Consider the following 16,756-nt stretch of genomic DNA (forward strand, 5'->3'; position numbering starts at 1 on the left):
TTGACTTAATGCAAAATCATATAAAGTCCTAATGACATCAAGCCTATAAAAAAGATACGGCGAAATATTTGCTCATTCAGTCGATAGCGGATTTTTTTACCGATCCACATTCCAATGAGCGCAGCCAACAACGCAGCGAAAGATAAACGATAGTCCAGTGATATCCCTGACATCGGGTTATGGTGTAAAAACACAGCAAGGCAAATGGTAGAGACCGTAAACGTTAATCCTAAAGCCTGTACCAACTCATCACGTTTTAAATGCAAAGACTGCAAATACGGTACGATAGGAATAATAATGACGCCTGTTGCTACAGTCACTGCCCCGCCGATATATCCAATAATGGGTGATAGCCAACCTTCATGCTTTCCTAAGTGTGGAAGTCTCTTTACGCATAGCCCATAGAGTCCATATAAGGCCAACATACAGCCTAATAAAATTTCACTACTATGCCCATGACTTTGACTTAAAGTAGGTAAAAAGCTCCATATTGAACCTACTATAATGCCGACAAGCAATGTCCAGAAACGCCGAATAAACGCCCAGACATGCCCTTCAGCAAAAAGCTGCCAGACGTTGGTGACCATTGAAGGGACAATGAGCAGAGAGGCTGCCTGAAAAGGGCTCATTGCGATGGTGAGTAAACCCATCGATACCGCGGGCAATCCTAAACCGATCATGCCTTTAATCATGCCCGCGAAGGCAAACACCACAATAATAATTGCTAGAAATGTCACTGTTTATCTCCGATTCCCTACATGGTTATGCTACGGAAAAAACAGGCTTTGCCCTATTCTTGTTTTTAGGAGTAGGCCTCAATTAGAAGTTGAGGCCGTTTTGTATTTTTCTTCTAAAACATTGCTAAAAATACTTTCAATCATCCAAACCCGATACAGGCTATTAAATACATAGCTTTGCCCATCGATACGCAACTCTAAAACCGGCAAATCAGGTTGATGCTTGTCTTGGCAAAGTGCATCATTTTGCGCTAAAACCGACTGTATATCCTGTTCAGTTAACTGCTCAATACCCAGTTGCTGCTGTAACTGTTGGAAATGCTTCTGGAAAGATAGATCTTTTCCTTTCGTCCAAACAGCCTGCAAAATAGTGAAAATTGTATCAAGTTGCTGATTTTCCGGCACACTATAGAAAAGCTTTGCCATCCCAAGCGTACTTTCTTCTGTAGGTCGGCAAAAAGGTGTAAAAGCAACCTCGGTACGTTTAGACACACGTGTTGCCAAGCTCCAGTCAAACCAGTCTCGGCCCCGATAACTCAAAGGATAAACTTTTAGCTGAATATCATAATAGTCTGCGAGCTCTTCTTTAATATAGGCAAGCAACAACCAGCTCATCGGGTCTTCTAAAGCGATAAATACATCAAGTTCAGGATGCAAAGCCTGAATTTCATTTAACGCCTCAGCATCATTAATCAAATGTTCACGCCATTCGATATGATTAATTAAAAATATCGGATTACCTGTCAGTAACTTTTGTTGTTTTAAACGTCGGGTTAAACGTAATAAATCATCTACTGCATGATATTTACGTCCACCAAACTCAAAGTATGCCGCTCGAACAGGTTCATCCGTAAAAATACGTTCTGGAAAATGCTGAGGAACCTGATGCTTGACTGCCATGGCATGTAGAGTACGCAATTTTCCATATTGCTGTTGCCAAAGCATGTGAAAGATATCTTCAAGTAAATGTAAGAAGTTCTGACCTTGTAGTGGGGTTCTTTTTAATATGACAGCGGCTTGTTTTAAAGATTCTGGACTTGGGATTTCTGGAAACTCATCAAAAGCAAACCGATGCTGATTTGCTAAAATTTTGGCATCATTTAAACAATAATGCTGCCACTCCTCATGCGTCATGCTATTTGGAGGTTCAGAAGCCGTATGGGAAATAATAATTTTTAAAGGTTTAAGTTCATCACTTAAAATTTCATCTAGCTGAGACAATTGCTGAACAGCCAGATAGCTATACACATCATCAAGTCGTAAATAAATACTTAAACCATTTTCCGTGGGTAACACCGCTTGACGAGAAGGCTTTTGGTAAAACCAGCTCGATCGGATAGGGTCAAACCAACGGCGTAGCAGTGACATGAGTAGTGCCTCTAAAAATAAATCCTAAGCGAGATCAAAAGTTATTTTGATCATAGTGCAAGGTGAAACAGTAGTCGAGATGGAAAAATGACTACCTAAGTTCGCGCAGAAAATATGTCATGTTATTTCGCGAGTTTCTGCGTAGGTGAAGATTTTATCACCATTTTATGGCAAACCCATAGAATGATCTGAAACCACCTTTTTCTACAAGCGGATTTTTTTTACCAGACATAAAAAATGCACCCTTAACATGATAACAATTCATCGTGTTAATGGGTGCATGTTTCCTACTCAATTATTAAAATTGAATATTTTATAGAACGCGTACAGCTCCTTTTGCCGCACTTGTGGTATGCATTGCATAAACTTTTAACGCTTTTGATACTTTACGTTTACGTTCTTCTTTCGGATGCCAGCCTTTCGCTTCTTGAACTGTACGACGGTGCGCCATAGTCGCATCATCAATATTCAAGTGAATGGTACGATTTGGAATATCAATTTCGATGGTATCGCCATCTTCAACCAAACCAATCGCACCACCTTCAGCGGCTTCTGGCGAAACGTGACCAATTGAAAGACCTGATGAACCACCAGAGAAACGACCATCTGTAACCAACGCACAGTCTTTTCCTAAACCTTTAGATTTAAGATAGCTGGTTGGGTAAAGCATTTCTTGCATGCCCGGACCACCACGTGGACCTTCGTAGCGAATAACAACAACATCGCCAGCTTTAATCTCATTGCCTAAAATTGCTTCTACAGCTGCATCTTGGCTCTCAAAAACGCGTGCTGTACCAGTGAATTTTAAAATAGATTCATCTACACCCGCAGTTTTTACGATACAACCATCAAGTGCGATGTTGCCGTATAAAACAGCTAAACCACCATCTTTAGAGAATGCATGTTCTGCATTACGAATTACGCCCTTTTCACGGTCGCCATCTAAAGTTGAGTAGTAGCGGTTTTGTGAGAATGCAACTTGAGTTGGAACACCACCCGGAGATGAACGATAGAACTCATATACCTCTGGATCTTCAGTACGGATAATATCCCACTTATCTAACGCATCTTTTAATGTTTTCTCATGTACTGTCGGTACAGATACATCAAGTAGATTCGCACGATCAAGCTCGCCTAAAATGGCCATGATACCGCCTGCACGATGTACATCTTCCATATGTACGTCTTGTTTTGCTGGTGCTACTTTTGAAAGCACTGGTACTCGACGTGACAATTCATCAATATCGTCCATCGTAAAATCAACTTCAGCTTCATTTGCCGCAGCTAACAAGTGAAGAACTGTATTGGTTGAACCACCCATTGCAATATCAAGTGTCATCGCATTTTTAAAAGCAGCTTTAGTGGCAATTGAACGAGGCAAAATACTTGCATCATTTTGCTCATAGTAGCGTTTGGCCAATTCAACAATAAGCTGACCTGCTTTTAAGAATAATTTTTTACGGTTTGCATGCGTTGCAACGATAGAACCATTGCCCGGTAACGATAAACCTAGCGCTTCTGTTAAACAGTTCATTGAGTTCGCAGTGAACATACCTGAACACGAACCACAAGTTGGACATGCTGAACGTTCAAATTCTGCAACTTCTTCGTCTGTGTAGCTGTCATCAGCTGCAACAACCATAGCATCTACAAGGTCAATTGCTTTTTCATCACCGCGGAATTTAACCTTACCTGCTTCCATTGGTCCGCCAGACACAAATACCACAGGAATATTTAGACGCATCGCAGCCATCAACATTCCCGGAGTAATTTTGTCACAGTTCGAAATACACACCATCGCATCGGCGCAATGTGCATTCACCATATATTCAACTGAGTCCGCAATTAAATCACGTGATGGTAATGAATAAAGCATGCCGTCATGCCCCATTGCGATACCGTCATCCACCGCGATTGTATTGAACTCTTTAGCAACACCACCTGCTGCCTGAATTTCTGCCGCGACAAGCTGTCCTAAATCTTTCAGATGGACGTGGCCTGGAACAAATTGGGTAAATGAATTGACCACTGCAATAATCGGTTTGCCGAAATCTTCATCTTTCATTCCTGTTGCACGCCATAAGCCACGTGCGCCAGCCATATTTCTTCCGTGTGTCGATGTTTTTGAACGATAGTCAGGCATTTGTGTTTCCAACAAGTTGTGCTTGAGTGAAATGACTTCCACTCTGGCTGAATGATACTGATATAGCGTTAGATCAGTCGGAATATTGACTCATCATCATAATTTGATCATTCTCCATTCTATAGAAGCAAATAATATTGGGAAAGCCAAGAACGATAATACTCAGTCAATATTTAGCAAAACTTACATGAATAATTTTTTATTTTTTTATAACCTTTTTTTATCAATAAAAGTTTTTGAATAATTTTTTGTTCACTATTTATGGCTTTAGCTCTCCTTTGACCTCGATTTAGGGCTTCAATCGTTTTTCACGTATACTAGCGTTAAACTTTTTTTGGATTGCATTTGTGAAAATTATTTTTGCTGGCACCCCCGAATTTGCTGCAACAGCATTGGCGGCTCTACTAAAAACTTCCCATGAAATTATCGCGGTTTATACTCAACCAGACCGTAAAGCAGGTCGTGGACAAAAACTAACACCGTCTCCTGTAAAACAGCTTGCGCTGGAACATAATATTCCTGTTTATCAACCGCTTCACTTCAAAGCTTCAACTGAAGAAGGCTTGGCAGCTCAACAAGAACTTGCTGCTTTAGGCGCTGATGTCATGGTGGTTGCGGCATATGGCTTAATTCTTCCACAAGCTGTACTCGATACACCTAAATATGGCTGTTTAAATATTCACGGCTCATTATTACCACGCTGGCGCGGTGCAGCACCGATTCAGCGTGCAATTGCAACAGGTGACGATGAAACTGGTATCACCATCATGCAAATGGCGGCGGGTTTAGATACAGGCGATATGATGTATAAAACCTATTGCCCAATCACTTCCGAAGATACATCAGCGACGTTGCATGACAAACTTGCAGCTCAAGGTGCAACAGCAATTTGTGCGGTACTTGAGTCAGAAGAAACTCTGCAAAAATATTTAGCAGAACGCGAAGTTCAAGACGAAAGCTTAACAGTCTATGCGCATAAACTCGTGAAATCAGAAGCTCGTATTGATTGGTCTATGAATGCAGTTCAAGTTGACCGCAATATCCGGGCATTCAACCCATGGCCTGTTGCCTTTATTCAACTTGATGAAAATAATGCGCTGCGTGTTTGGAATTCAACAATTTCTAATCAAAACAAAGCAGATGCTCAAGCTGGTGAAATTATTGCAATCGATAAACAGGGTGTACATGTCGCTTGCGGTGAAAATACATTTATTTGTTTAACGAGTGTGCAGTGGCCGGGTGGTAAAGCATTAAATGCTCAACAAATTGCACAAACTCAAAAACTTCACGTAGGACAGATTCTGCCATGAGTCAGGTTACTTCAAATTCATCACGTTTTAACCTGCGCGCTCAAGTCGTCCAGACCTTGCTAAAAGTTCAGCAAGGTCAATCGCTCGCTAGTATTTTAAATACACAGCTGAATCAAGTAGCAGAGCGTGATCGTGCACTATTTCATGAACTTGTTTTAGGTACATTGCGCCAATGGTTCGCACTTAAGTCAATTAGCCTGCCTTTACTCAGCAAACCTTTAAACAATGAGACTGTAGAAACCTGCCTATACGTGGGCCTTTATCAAGTTTTATGCACGCGTATTGCAGCGCACGCTGCCATCTCGGAAACAGTCGATGCAACTAAACAACTTGGTTTCCCTGCACTCAGTGGTATTGTTAATGCAATTTTGCGTCGAGCAACTCGTGAAACTGATGACTTTCAGCAAGGTTTACAGCAAGCACATGGCTTACCAAGTTGGCTTTTTAAACGGTTAAAAAAGGATTGGGGAGAACAAACAGAAGCTCTCTGCCAATCGTTAAAGCAAGCCGCGCCTTTAACTTTACGGGTGAACCAGCGTCATATTGGTCGAGATGCTTATTTAGCAAAACTACAAAGTTTAGACATTCAGTCACGTGCGTGTTTGTTTTCCGAAGCTGGTATTGTCCTTGAGCAATCTGTACAAATCACTCAGTTACCGGGTTTTGAACAAGGCTGGTTCTCTGTACAAGATGAACATGCACAGCTATGTGCCACCTTGTTGCCTGATTTAAACAATAAAACGGTTATTGATGCTTGTGCTGCCCCAGGGGGTAAAATGGCTCATTTGCTTGAAAAGTTTAAACCAGCACAGCTCATCGCCATTGATCAGGACCCCAGTCGTTTAGTCCGTGTGATTGAAAACTTAAATCGCTTAGCACTCGATCAAAGTCATACGGAAATTTTGGCAGCCGATGCAACCAAGTGGAATCCTGTTCAACCTGTAGATTGTATCGTACTTGATGCTCCTTGTTCTGCGACAGGTGTGATTCGACGTCATCCTGACATACGCCTATTGCGCCAATCTAGTGACATAGCCCAAACCATTGAGCTACAAAAGCAGATCTTAGAGCACATGTGGCAGCAACTCAAAGTTGGCGGTACATTGCTTTATATCACCTGCTCAATTTTAAAATCTGAAAACGAACAGCAGATGATTAACTTCTTCACAGAACATCCTGATGCAAAAGAAGTGAAAATCGAGGCAGATTGGGGAATTGAACAAGTTCATGGCAGACAACTGTTGCCAGAAGCACAATCTGGTGATGGATTTTATTATTGTAAAATTCAAAAGATTACATAAAAAAAGCAGGCGTTATGCCTGCTTTTTTACTAGATCAGAATATCAAAGCGTATGCTGATCTTTTACTTCTTCTAAAACTTCATCTAACTCTTCAGGATGCTTTGTTAAATGTAAGATGGATAGTGCTAATCCACCCCATACAAATACCATCGAAATTATTAACATCACGATTGCCGAAGTATTCATTATTTTATCCTCCTAGCGATCTTTCATTTTACTTAACACGATAGCAACGACTGCACAGAAAATCACACTGCCCCAGCCAAAGACACCTTGTAAGCTCATACTATAAGTATCATAGCCATTTTTGATCAAATTAAAAACAGTCATACAGAGTGTGGTTAATAAGATTAAAGAGGTAATGACTGTTAAAGTGAAGTCCCAGCCTTTACCCAATTGAATGGTTGAGATACGGTTTACATGGTCGCGAAGCTCTTTAAGTGCTGAACGTTTAAACCAAGCTACGCTAATAATTGATAATAAAGCCCCACCAATAATCCCAATGTTATTAATAAAGTGATCAACAATATCAACGAGCTTAATTGCGTTTACACTTGAGAATAAAATAATTGAAACCAGTGCACTACCACCACCAATAATCGTTACCGCTTTCTTACGTCCCCACTTTAACTTATCTTGCATTGCTGCAATAGGCACTTCCAAAATACTGACCATTGAAGAAATACCAGCAACAAATAATGAAGAGAAGAACAAAAGACCGAATAGATCAGCACCAGAACCTAAACTTGAAATAATTTTAGGGAAAGCAATAAATGCGAGTCCGATACCGCCACTCACAACATCCTTAACTTCAGTACCTGCGGCATGTGCCATAAAACCAAGCGCTGCGAAGATACCAATACCCGCTAAAATCTCTGTTGAAGCATTTGCAAAACCAACGATTAAACCAGAACCAGTTAAATTCGTTTTTGGTTTTAAATAGGATGCATAGGTCACCATGATCCCGAAACCAACTGAGAGTGAAAAGAAAGTATGGCCATAGGCAGCTAACCAAACTTTATAATCCATCATTGCAGACCAGTTCGGTGTAAAGAATGCATTTAAACCTTGTACCGCACCTGGTAAACGTAACGATTGAATAACTAAAATAGTGAAGAGAATGAATAATAAAGGCATGAAAATCTTATTTGATAATTCCACACCTTTTTTCACACCACCATAAAGAATGATGAGAGTAAGTGCCCAAATCCCAACAATCGGCCAGAATAAATGACCTACAAACTGTAGATCAAAGCCGGTTGCTTTTGTGGTCTGCAAATAGGTATTAAAGAAGAAACCTTCCGGATCACTTCCCCACATTTGGCCAATAGAGAAGTAAACATAGCTACCAGCCCATGTAAGTACACTTGCATAGTACAAACCAATGATGAGTGCTAATAGATAGGGAATAAGAAACGCACCACCGCCATTTTCATACGCAACGTACGGAAAGCGCCAAATATTACCTAAGCCTACAGCCGAACCAACGGCTGCAATAATAAAACCAGATCGTGACGTCCAGTTTTCACGAGTATCTGTCATAGAACACCTAATGTTAAAAGATTACTTATTTTTACTGCTATTGTTGATTGTTATTCCGCATGCAAAAAAAGAACCAAAAAATACTTTTGTGTTTGTAGAAAATAAAATGCACCTTTTGAGTATTTTTATTCCCTTAACAAACAAGCAAAAATAGAAAATTCTTCCTTAAAGATTTTTGTCCATTTTTTGCCCCTATATAGCTGAACAATACCTGTTTTTATTTCTTTTTACTGTAATTTCCGTCTGAAAATTTACGTTTTTTTAGAGATTCTTATCTAGATTGGTTATTTTTTAGCTAATATTCCTGTTTTAAAGCATATTATTACCTCCTTACATTCAATGATATTTTCTACCATTAAAATTTTATTCCCATTCATAAAGTAGATATATCAACTAATTTATAGATGAGTAAAATATCAAAGTATTATCGATCCCTTACACAAAATTTATACTAAAACCTCTAAAACTCAAATCACCATAAGTAATTAATTTTTATATGAAAATTAATTAAATAAAAGAATATTAAAAATTGAAGATATAGAAGCTTTATATTCACCATTTTTCATCAATGCATAACTGCAAAGATATCTATATCATGCGTTCAAAGATTTTCTTTTTAGGATTGATGATGAAAATATTAAAACTGTCTTTTTTAGCACTCGGGATGGGTCTTAGCGGATTCGCACAAGCAGATTTTATAGGCGTAAAAGGAGACGTTGGCTACTGGTTTTATGACGGCAAAGCTAATATGTCTTCACAATCTCTTGAAGATCAAGATCTAGACCGAAAAGGTAGTGCTCAACTTTCATTAGCTTTTGAGCACCCAATCCCATTTATTCCAAATGCAAAAATTCGTTATGTTAATTTAGATACTCAAACTAAATCAGAAACTTTGGGTCAAGCTAACTATAACGTTGATTTAGATCATAGTGATTTTATTCTCTACTATGAGTTACTAGATAATATTGTCAGTGTAGATGCAGGTCTTGGTGCAACTGTACTAAATGGAGATATTACTGCCTATACCGGTAAACGTGTAGATATTGATAAGACATATCCGATTGCTTATTTATCAGGTGAAGTAAAACTTCCATTTACAGGGTTAAGCGCTAAAGGTGAAGCAACATATACAAACTTTGATGATGCAAAAATTACAGATGCGTTAGTAGAAGCAAAGTATAAGTTTGCCGATAATTTATTAATCGATTTAGGCTTAACAGCTGGTTATCGTATCCTCAATATCGATTTAGATGATTATGATAACAATGACCTTAAATTTGAATTTAAAGGACCTTATGTGGGCTTAGAAGCACATTTCTAAATTAAAAACAGAATTTTGATCTTCCCCATATAAAAAAGAACTCTATAAGAGTTCTTTTTTATTCAACCATACTCACATATTTTGGACATTTTTGAATTCGTTGACACCATTCTTGAATATTTGGGTATAACTTTAAATCGAAGCCGCCTTCCTCAGCTACATGCGTGTATGCATATAAAGCAATATCAGCAATTGTAAATTTATTTCCAACAAGATAGTCGTGCTCTACTAAAGCTTTATTCATAATAGATAACGCTTTATGGCCTTTTGGTTGTAATTTATGATATTCCTCTATTCTTTCTGGCGGTAAACCTAGATATTTATTAATAAAACGAGCAACTGCAATAAATGGTTCATGGCTATATTGTTCAAAGAACATCCATTGATACATTTTTGCCTTCATATAAGGATCTGCAGGAATCAATTCCGTTCCCTCAGCCAAGTAGCCTAGAATAGCGTTAGACTCACTTAGAACCCGTCCATCATCTAAAGCTAATACAGGTATTTTCCCATTAGGATTTAAAGATAGAAACTCTGCTGTTTGAGTATCTTTATTTAAAATATCAACATGAATCCATCTATGATTTATATTTAATAGGGATAGTAACAGTTTGATTTTATAACAATTACCTGAATCTACATCACCATAGATTATCATAGGTACTTACCCCCTTATTCTGCATATTTAAATATATAATTTTCTTATTGTTTATAACACAACACTTCCATAATATTTTGATTTACCTGCTATAAAAAAACACCCCAACCTCTTTTGAGATTGGGGTGTTTGGAATAATGAGCTGGCGATGACTTACTCTCACATGGGTAATCCCACACTACCATCAGCGCTAAGAGGTTTCACTTCTGAGTTCGGGAAGGGATCAGGTGGTTCACTCTTGCTATGGTCGCCAGCACAACTGTTTATGGATACTTGCTTAGGTCTTATTTAATGCCGAAGCGTTTTCCAAATCTGTAACAGACTGGGCTGAATTGAATCTTACTTTATCTGTTCATTTTAGCTAGAGGTATAACTAAATCAAGTTGTCTTGCATATTTAAGAATCGATTGATGCTTCATATACAACTGCTTGGGTGTTGTATAGTCAAGCCTCACGAGCAATTAGTATTGGTCAGCTTCACATATCACTATGCTTCCACATCCAACCTATCAACGTCCTAGTCTCGAACGGCTCTTTAGAGGACATAAAGTCCTAGGGAAATCTTATCTTGAGGTAGGCTTCCCGCTTAGATGCTTTCAGCGGTTATCCCTTCCGAACATAGCTACCCGGCGATGCGACTGGCGTCACAACCGGTACACCAGAGGTTCGTCCACTCTGGTCCTCTCGTACTAGGAGCAGATCCTCTCAAATTTCCAGCGCCCACGGTAGATAGGGACCGAACTGTCTCACGACGTTCTAAACCCAGCTCGCGTACCTCTTTAAATGGCGAACAGCCATACCCTTGGGACCTGCTTCAGCCCCAGGATGAGATGAGCCGACATCGAGGTGCCAAACACCGCCGTCGATATGAACTCTTGGGCGGTATCAGCCTGTTATCCCCAGAGTACCTTTTATCCGTTGAGCGATGGCCCTTCCATACAGAACCACCGGATCACTAAGACCTACTTTCGTACCTGCTCGACTTGTGGGTCTCGCAGTTAAGCGCGCTTTTGCCTTTATACTCTACGCGTGATTTCCGACCACGCTGAGCGCACCTTCGTACTCCTCCGTTACTCTTTAGGAGGAGACCGCCCCAGTCAAACTACCCACCAGACACGGTCCTCGTCCCGGATCACGGGACAGAGTTAGAACCTCAACATTACCAGGGTGGTATTTCAAGGACGGCTCCACTGGAACTAGCGTTCCAGCTTCAAAGCCTCCCACCTATCCTACACAAGTAAGGTCAAAGTTCAGTGTCAAGCTGCAGTAAAGGTTCACGGGGTCTTTCCGTCTAGCCGCGGGTACACTGCATCTTCACAGCGATTTCGATTTCACTGAGCCTCTGCTGGAGACAGCGCCGCCATCATTATGCCATTCGTGCAGGTCGGAACTTACCCGACAAGGAATTTCGCTACCTTAGGACCGTTATAGTTACGGCCGCCGTTTACTGGGGCTTCGATCAAGAGCTTCGCTTACGCTAACCCCATCAATTAACCTTCCAGCACCGGGCAGGCATCACACCCTATACGTCCACTTTCGTGTTTGCAGAGTGCTATGTTTTTAATAAACAGTTGCAGCGGCCTGGTTTCTGCGGCTGTCGTCAGCTCAGGAAGCGAGTTCCATCACCAACAACAGCGTACCTTCTCCCGAAGTTACGGTACCATTTTGCCTAGTTCCTTCAGCAGAGTTCTCTCAAGCGCCTTGGTCTACTCGACCTGACCACCTGTGTCGGTTTCGGGTACGATTCCTGTGTAACTGAAGCTTAGAGACTTTTCCTGGAAGCATGGCATCAACCACTTCGCTGTACAAGTACAGCTTGCTATCAGATCTCAGCATAGAGTACCCCGGATTTGCCTAAGATACATGCCTACATCCTTTCACCTGGACAACCAACGCCAGGCTGATTTAGCCTTCTCCGTCCTCTCATCGCATTACACAGAAGTAATGGAATATTAACCATTTTCCCATCGACTACGCCTTTCGGCCTCGCCTTAGGGGTCGACTCACCCAGCCCCGATTAACGTTGGACTGGAACCCTTGGTCTTTCGGCGAACGGGTTTTTCACCCGTTTTGTCGTTACTCACGTCAGCATTCGCACTTCTGATACCTCCAGCATGCTTCTCAACACACCTTCATCGGCTTACAGAACGCTCCCCTACCACGTATACAAAGTATACATCCGCAGCTTCGGCACATAGTTTTAGCCCCGTTACATCTTCCGCGCAGGCCGACTCGACTAGTGAGCTATTACGCTTTCTTTAAAGGGTGGCTGCTTCTAAGCCAACCTCCTAGCTGTCTATGCCTTCCCACATCGTTTCCCACTTAACTATGATTTTGGGGCCTTAGCTGGCGGTCTGGATTGTTTTCCTCTTGACTACGGACGTTAGCACCCGCAGTCTGTCTCCCGGATAGTACTCATAGGTATTCGGAGTTTGCATCGGTTTGGTAAGTCGGGATGACCCCCTAGCCGAAACAGTGCTCTACCCCCTATGGTATTCGTCCGAGGCGCTACCTAAATAGCTTTCGGGGAGAACCAGCTATCACCAGGCTTGATTAGCCTTTCACCCCTATCCACAAGTCATCCCCTGGCTTTTCAACGACAGTGGGTTCGGTCCTCCAGTTAGTGTTACCCAACCTTCAACCTGCTCATGGATAGATCGCCTGGTTTCGGGTCTATACCCAGCAACTAAACGCCCTATTAAGACTCGATTTCTCTACGGCTCCCCTATACGGTTAACCTCGCTACTGAATATAAGTCGCTGACCCATTATACAAAAGGTACGCAGTCACACCACGAAGGTGCTCCCACTGCTTGTATGCATGCGGTTTCAGGATCTATTTCACTCCCCTCACAGGGGTTCTTTTCGCCTTTCCCTCACGGTACTGGTTCACTATCGGTCAGTCAGGAGTATTTAGCCTTGGAGGATGGTCCCCCATATTCAGACAAGGTTTCACGTGCCTCGCCCTACTCGTCATCATTATGTGTGCCCTTTCGTGTACGGGAATATCACCCTCTACGTTCGCACTTCCCAGAGCGTTCCACTAAAACACACATAACTTAATGGGCTGATCCCCGTTCGCTCGCCGCTACTGAGGGAATCTCAATTGATTTCTTTTCCTAAGGGTACTGAGATGTTTCACTTCCCCTCGTTCGCCTTGCAACACTATGTATTCATGTTGCAATACCTACCTTAAAGTAGGTGGGTTCCCCCATTCAGACATCTCCGGATCAAAGGATATTTGCCGCCTCCCCGGAGCTTTTCGCAGGCTATCACGTCTTTCATCGCCTCTGACTGCCAAGGCATCCACCACATGCACTTAATTACTTGACTATACAACCCCAAACAGTCGATGTTACCTACAAGTTAGTAACTTCAACATTTCAGTTTAGAGCACTGTGCACTTAAGCACCGTACAGCTTCAATCTAAATTCACATACCAAAACGCTTGATTCAGTTAATTTGCTAGTTCTCAATTCATCTAGATTAATTGCTTAACCTAAACTCTTGAGTGAACAATTTATTTCAGACTCAATTTTGCCAATCTGTTAATGAGTTAATGTGTCTTCGTCAGATCACACTAATTACCGTGATAATGAAATCACAGAAGTTAATAAACCAAGATCTCAATCTTTATTTACTAATTTCTGTAATCCGAACTTATCTTAAGTTCTGGTGGAGACTAGGAGAGTCGAACTCCTGACCTCCTGCGTGCAAAGCAGGCGCTCTACCAACTAAGCTAAGTCCCCAGCTTACATCATCAATCATGTATCTTTTATCTATAACTTCAACCAGTCAAAGTCATGGTGGGTCTGACAAGACTTGAACTTGTGACCCCACGCTTATCAAGCGTGTGCTCTAACCAACTGAGCTACAGACCCTCAGATACATCTATGAAGAACAACTTGTTGTGGATTCTTACCAATCGTCAATCTTTCGTTAAGGAGGTGATCCAGCCGCAGGTTCCCCTACGGCTACCTTGTTACGACTTCACCCCAGTCATCGGCCACACCGTGGTAACCGCCCTCTTTGCAGTTAGGCTAGCTACTTCTGGTGCAACAAACTCCCATGGTGTGACGGGCGGTGTGTACAAGGCCCGGGAACGTATTCACCGCGGCATTCTGATCCGCGATTACTAGCGATTCCGACTTCATGGAGTCGAGTTGCAGACTCCAATCCGGACTACGATCGGCTTTTTGAGATTAGCATCACATCGCTGTGTAGCAACCCTTTGTACCGACCATTGTAGCACGTGTGTAGCCCTGGCCGTAAGGGCCATGATGACTTGACGTCGTCCCCGCCTTCCTCCAGTTTGTCACTGGCAGTATCCTTAAAGTTCCCATCCGAAATGCTGGCAAGTAAGGAAAAGGGTTGCGCTCGTTGCGGGACTTAACCCAACATCTCACGACACGAGCTGACGACAGCCATGCAGCACCTGTATCTAGATTCCCGAAGGCACCAATCCATCTCTGGAAAGTTTCTAGTATGTCAAGGCCAGGTAAGGTTCTTCGCGTTGCATCGAATTAAACCACATGCTCCACCGCTTGTGCGGGCCCCCGTCAATTCATTTGAGTTTTAGTCTTGCGACCGTACTCCCCAGGCGGTCTACTTATCGCGTTAGCTGCGCCACTAAAGCCTCAAAGGCCCCAACGGCTAGTAGACATCGTTTACGGCATGGACTACCAGGGTATCTAATCCTGTTTGCTCCCCATGCTTTCGTACCTCAGCGTCAGTATTAGGCCAGATGGCTGCCTTCGCCATCGGTATTCCTCCAGATCTCTACGCATTTCACCGCTACACCTGGAATTCTACCATCCTCTCCCATACTCTAGCTCACCAGTATCGAATGCAATTCCCAAGTTAAGCTCGGGGATTTCACATCCGACTTAATAAGCCGCCTACGCACGCTTTACGCCCAGTAAATCCGATTAACGCTCGCACCCTCTGTATTACCGCGGCTGCTGGCACAGAGTTAGCCGGTGCTTATTCTGCGAGTAACGTCCACTATCTCTAGGTATTAACTAAAGTAGCCTCCTCCTCGCTTAAAGTGCTTTACAACCATAAGGCCTTCTTCACACACGCGGCATGGCTGGATCAGGGTTCCCCCATTGTCCAATATTCCCCACTGCTGCCTCCCGTAGGAGTCTGGGCCGTGTCTCAGTCCCAGTGTGGCGGATCATCCTCTCAGACCCGCTACAGATCGTCGCCTTGGTAGGCCTTTACCCCACCAACTAGCTAATCCGACTTAGGCTCATCTATTAGCGCAAGGTCCGAAGATCCCCTGCTTTCTCCCGTAGGACGTATGCGGTATTAGCATCCCTTTCGAGATGTTGTCCCCCACTAATAGGCAGATTCCTAAGCATTACTCACCCGTCCGCCGCTAGGTCCAGTAGCAAGCTACCTTCCCCCGCTCGACTTGCATGTGTTAAGCCTGCCGCCAGCGTTCAATCTGAGCCATGATCAAACTCTTCAGTTAAAATCATTTTGCACCTTATTTATAGACAAGGTGCCAATTCTGGCTCATCAATTACTGACTTAAATTTCGCTCAAATAAACTTCGAGTAATTTAAACCAATCAATCAATGAAAATTATTTCGATTAATCAATCAGTAAAAATCCACACAAGTTGTTCTTCAATTCTCTTAATGATCTTCTTACTGGTTCGTCACCAGCAAGCTAGGCCGGCTATATTACTCTTAATCTCTTAAAAGTCAACAGGTAATTTCGATATTTTTAAAACTTATTCTCTAAACCATCTCATCATCAAATTCATCACTTAAAGCAATCAACCTAATCACAAGTAACTGTTTTTCAACAAGTTTCTATCTGCATCACCGCCGATGGATGTGCATTATAGACCATCTCATTCCCTTTGCAAGGGGTATTTATCCCTTTTTCACTTGAGTGCCGTTTTTTTCTACTATTTTGCGAAAAAAGTGATATATATGGCTTTTTTTTAGGCATTTTTGCTATTTTTTTATTGGTTTTTATCTTTAGCTATATAATCATTTTGAAGTTAGGGAGTCTTTTATATGGTTTTTATTCCTCTATAAGCTTTTTAATCCAAAGAATCCAAAGAATCCAAAGAATCCAAAGAATCCAAAGAATCCAAAGAATCCAAAGAATCCAAAGAATCCAAAGAATCCAAAGAATCCAAAGAATCCAAAGAATCCAAAGAATCCAAAGAATCCAAAGAATCCAAAGAATCCAAAGAATCCAAAGAAATATTAGAGTAAATACTCTACCCTCACTTTATATTTCTTCTTATTTTTTAATTTATTTTATTCTTAATAATACTTAGATGGTTCCACGTGGAACGCTTAATTGGTTTTATGGTTCTGAAATAAAAAAAGCAGGATTACTCCTGCTTTTCTATC

At 41.8% G+C, this 16,756-nt stretch carries 9 protein-coding genes, 2 tRNA genes and 3 rRNA genes; 3 read left to right on the forward strand and 11 right to left on the reverse strand.

The window, feature by feature from the left end:
• Positions 1-5 precede the first annotated feature (5 nt).
• From EG365_RS07910 to ilvD, 3 genes are all read right to left on the reverse strand, one after another.
• Complete coding sequence (locus EG365_RS07910; RefSeq protein ID WP_000143314.1) at positions 6-737, reverse strand: sulfite exporter TauE/SafE family protein; 732 nt, start codon at positions 735-737, stop codon at positions 6-8.
• 78 nt (positions 738-815) lie between these two features.
• A complete protein-coding gene (locus EG365_RS07915; protein ID WP_000055250.1) occupies positions 816-2,105 on the reverse strand; it encodes a hypothetical protein in 1,290 nt (429 codons plus the stop codon).
• Positions 2,106-2,418: 313 nt separating this feature from the next.
• Positions 2,419-4,248 (reverse strand): dihydroxy-acid dehydratase, encoded by a 1,830-nt coding sequence (ilvD, locus tag EG365_RS07920; RefSeq protein ID WP_001113596.1) that lies wholly within the window; start codon positions 4,246-4,248, stop codon positions 2,419-2,421.
• Positions 4,249-4,595: 347 nt separating this feature from the next.
• On the opposite strand from ilvD, the gene fmt reads away from it, so the two are divergent.
• Positions 4,596-5,558 (forward strand): methionyl-tRNA formyltransferase, encoded by a 963-nt coding sequence (gene fmt / locus EG365_RS07925; protein ID WP_000691198.1) that lies wholly within the window; start codon positions 4,596-4,598, stop codon positions 5,556-5,558.
• A complete protein-coding gene (gene rsmB, locus EG365_RS07930; RefSeq protein ID WP_000084728.1) occupies positions 5,555-6,859 on the forward strand; it encodes a 16S rRNA (cytosine(967)-C(5))-methyltransferase RsmB in 1,305 nt (434 codons plus the stop codon). Before fmt ends, rsmB begins: the two co-directional genes overlap by 4 nt.
• Positions 6,860-6,901: 42 nt before the next feature.
• On the opposite strand, the gene EG365_RS07935 is transcribed toward rsmB, so the two are convergent.
• Both EG365_RS07935 and EG365_RS07940 read right to left on the reverse strand, forming a co-directional pair.
• On the reverse strand, positions 6,902-7,045 hold the full coding sequence (locus EG365_RS07935; RefSeq protein ID WP_001097630.1) for a methionine/alanine import family NSS transporter small subunit: 144 nt from the start codon (positions 7,043-7,045) through the stop codon (positions 6,902-6,904).
• Positions 7,046-7,057: 12 nt separating this feature from the next.
• Positions 7,058-8,401, reverse strand: a complete 1,344-nt coding sequence (locus EG365_RS07940) for a sodium-dependent transporter (protein ID WP_000132721.1) — start codon at positions 8,399-8,401, stop codon at positions 7,058-7,060.
• Positions 8,402-9,029: 628 nt separating this feature from the next.
• Here EG365_RS07940 and EG365_RS07945 point away from each other — a divergent pair.
• Positions 9,030-9,722, forward strand: coding sequence for a TIGR04219 family outer membrane beta-barrel protein (locus tag EG365_RS07945; protein ID WP_000698059.1), 693 nt, complete (start codon positions 9,030-9,032; stop codon positions 9,720-9,722).
• Positions 9,723-9,780: 58 nt separating this feature from the next.
• Here EG365_RS07945 and EG365_RS07950 read toward each other — a convergent pair whose 3' ends face one another.
• From EG365_RS07950 to EG365_RS07975, 6 genes are all read right to left on the reverse strand, one after another.
• Positions 9,781-10,380, reverse strand: a complete 600-nt coding sequence (locus tag EG365_RS07950) for a glutathione S-transferase family protein (protein ID WP_000587879.1) — start codon at positions 10,378-10,380, stop codon at positions 9,781-9,783.
• A 140-nt stretch (positions 10,381-10,520) separates the two neighbouring features.
• Positions 10,521-10,635 (reverse strand): 5S ribosomal RNA (gene rrf / locus EG365_RS07955).
• 185 nt (positions 10,636-10,820) lie between these two features.
• Positions 10,821-13,712 (reverse strand): 23S ribosomal RNA (locus tag EG365_RS07960).
• Between the two features lie 340 nt (positions 13,713-14,052).
• Positions 14,053-14,128, reverse strand: a tRNA-Ala gene (locus EG365_RS07965).
• Positions 14,129-14,183: 55 nt separating this feature from the next.
• Positions 14,184-14,260, reverse strand: a tRNA-Ile gene (locus tag EG365_RS07970).
• Between the two features lie 59 nt (positions 14,261-14,319).
• A 16S ribosomal RNA gene (locus EG365_RS07975) occupies positions 14,320-15,855 on the reverse strand.
• Together the 16S, 23S and 5S rRNA genes with 2 tRNA genes alongside form the textbook arrangement of a ribosomal RNA operon.
• Positions 15,856-16,756 lie beyond the last annotated feature (901 nt).

Source organism: Acinetobacter sp. FDAARGOS_494 (assembly GCF_003812225.1).
In the GTDB taxonomy this organism is placed as follows: Bacteria; Pseudomonadota; Gammaproteobacteria; order Pseudomonadales; family Moraxellaceae; genus Acinetobacter; species Acinetobacter baumannii.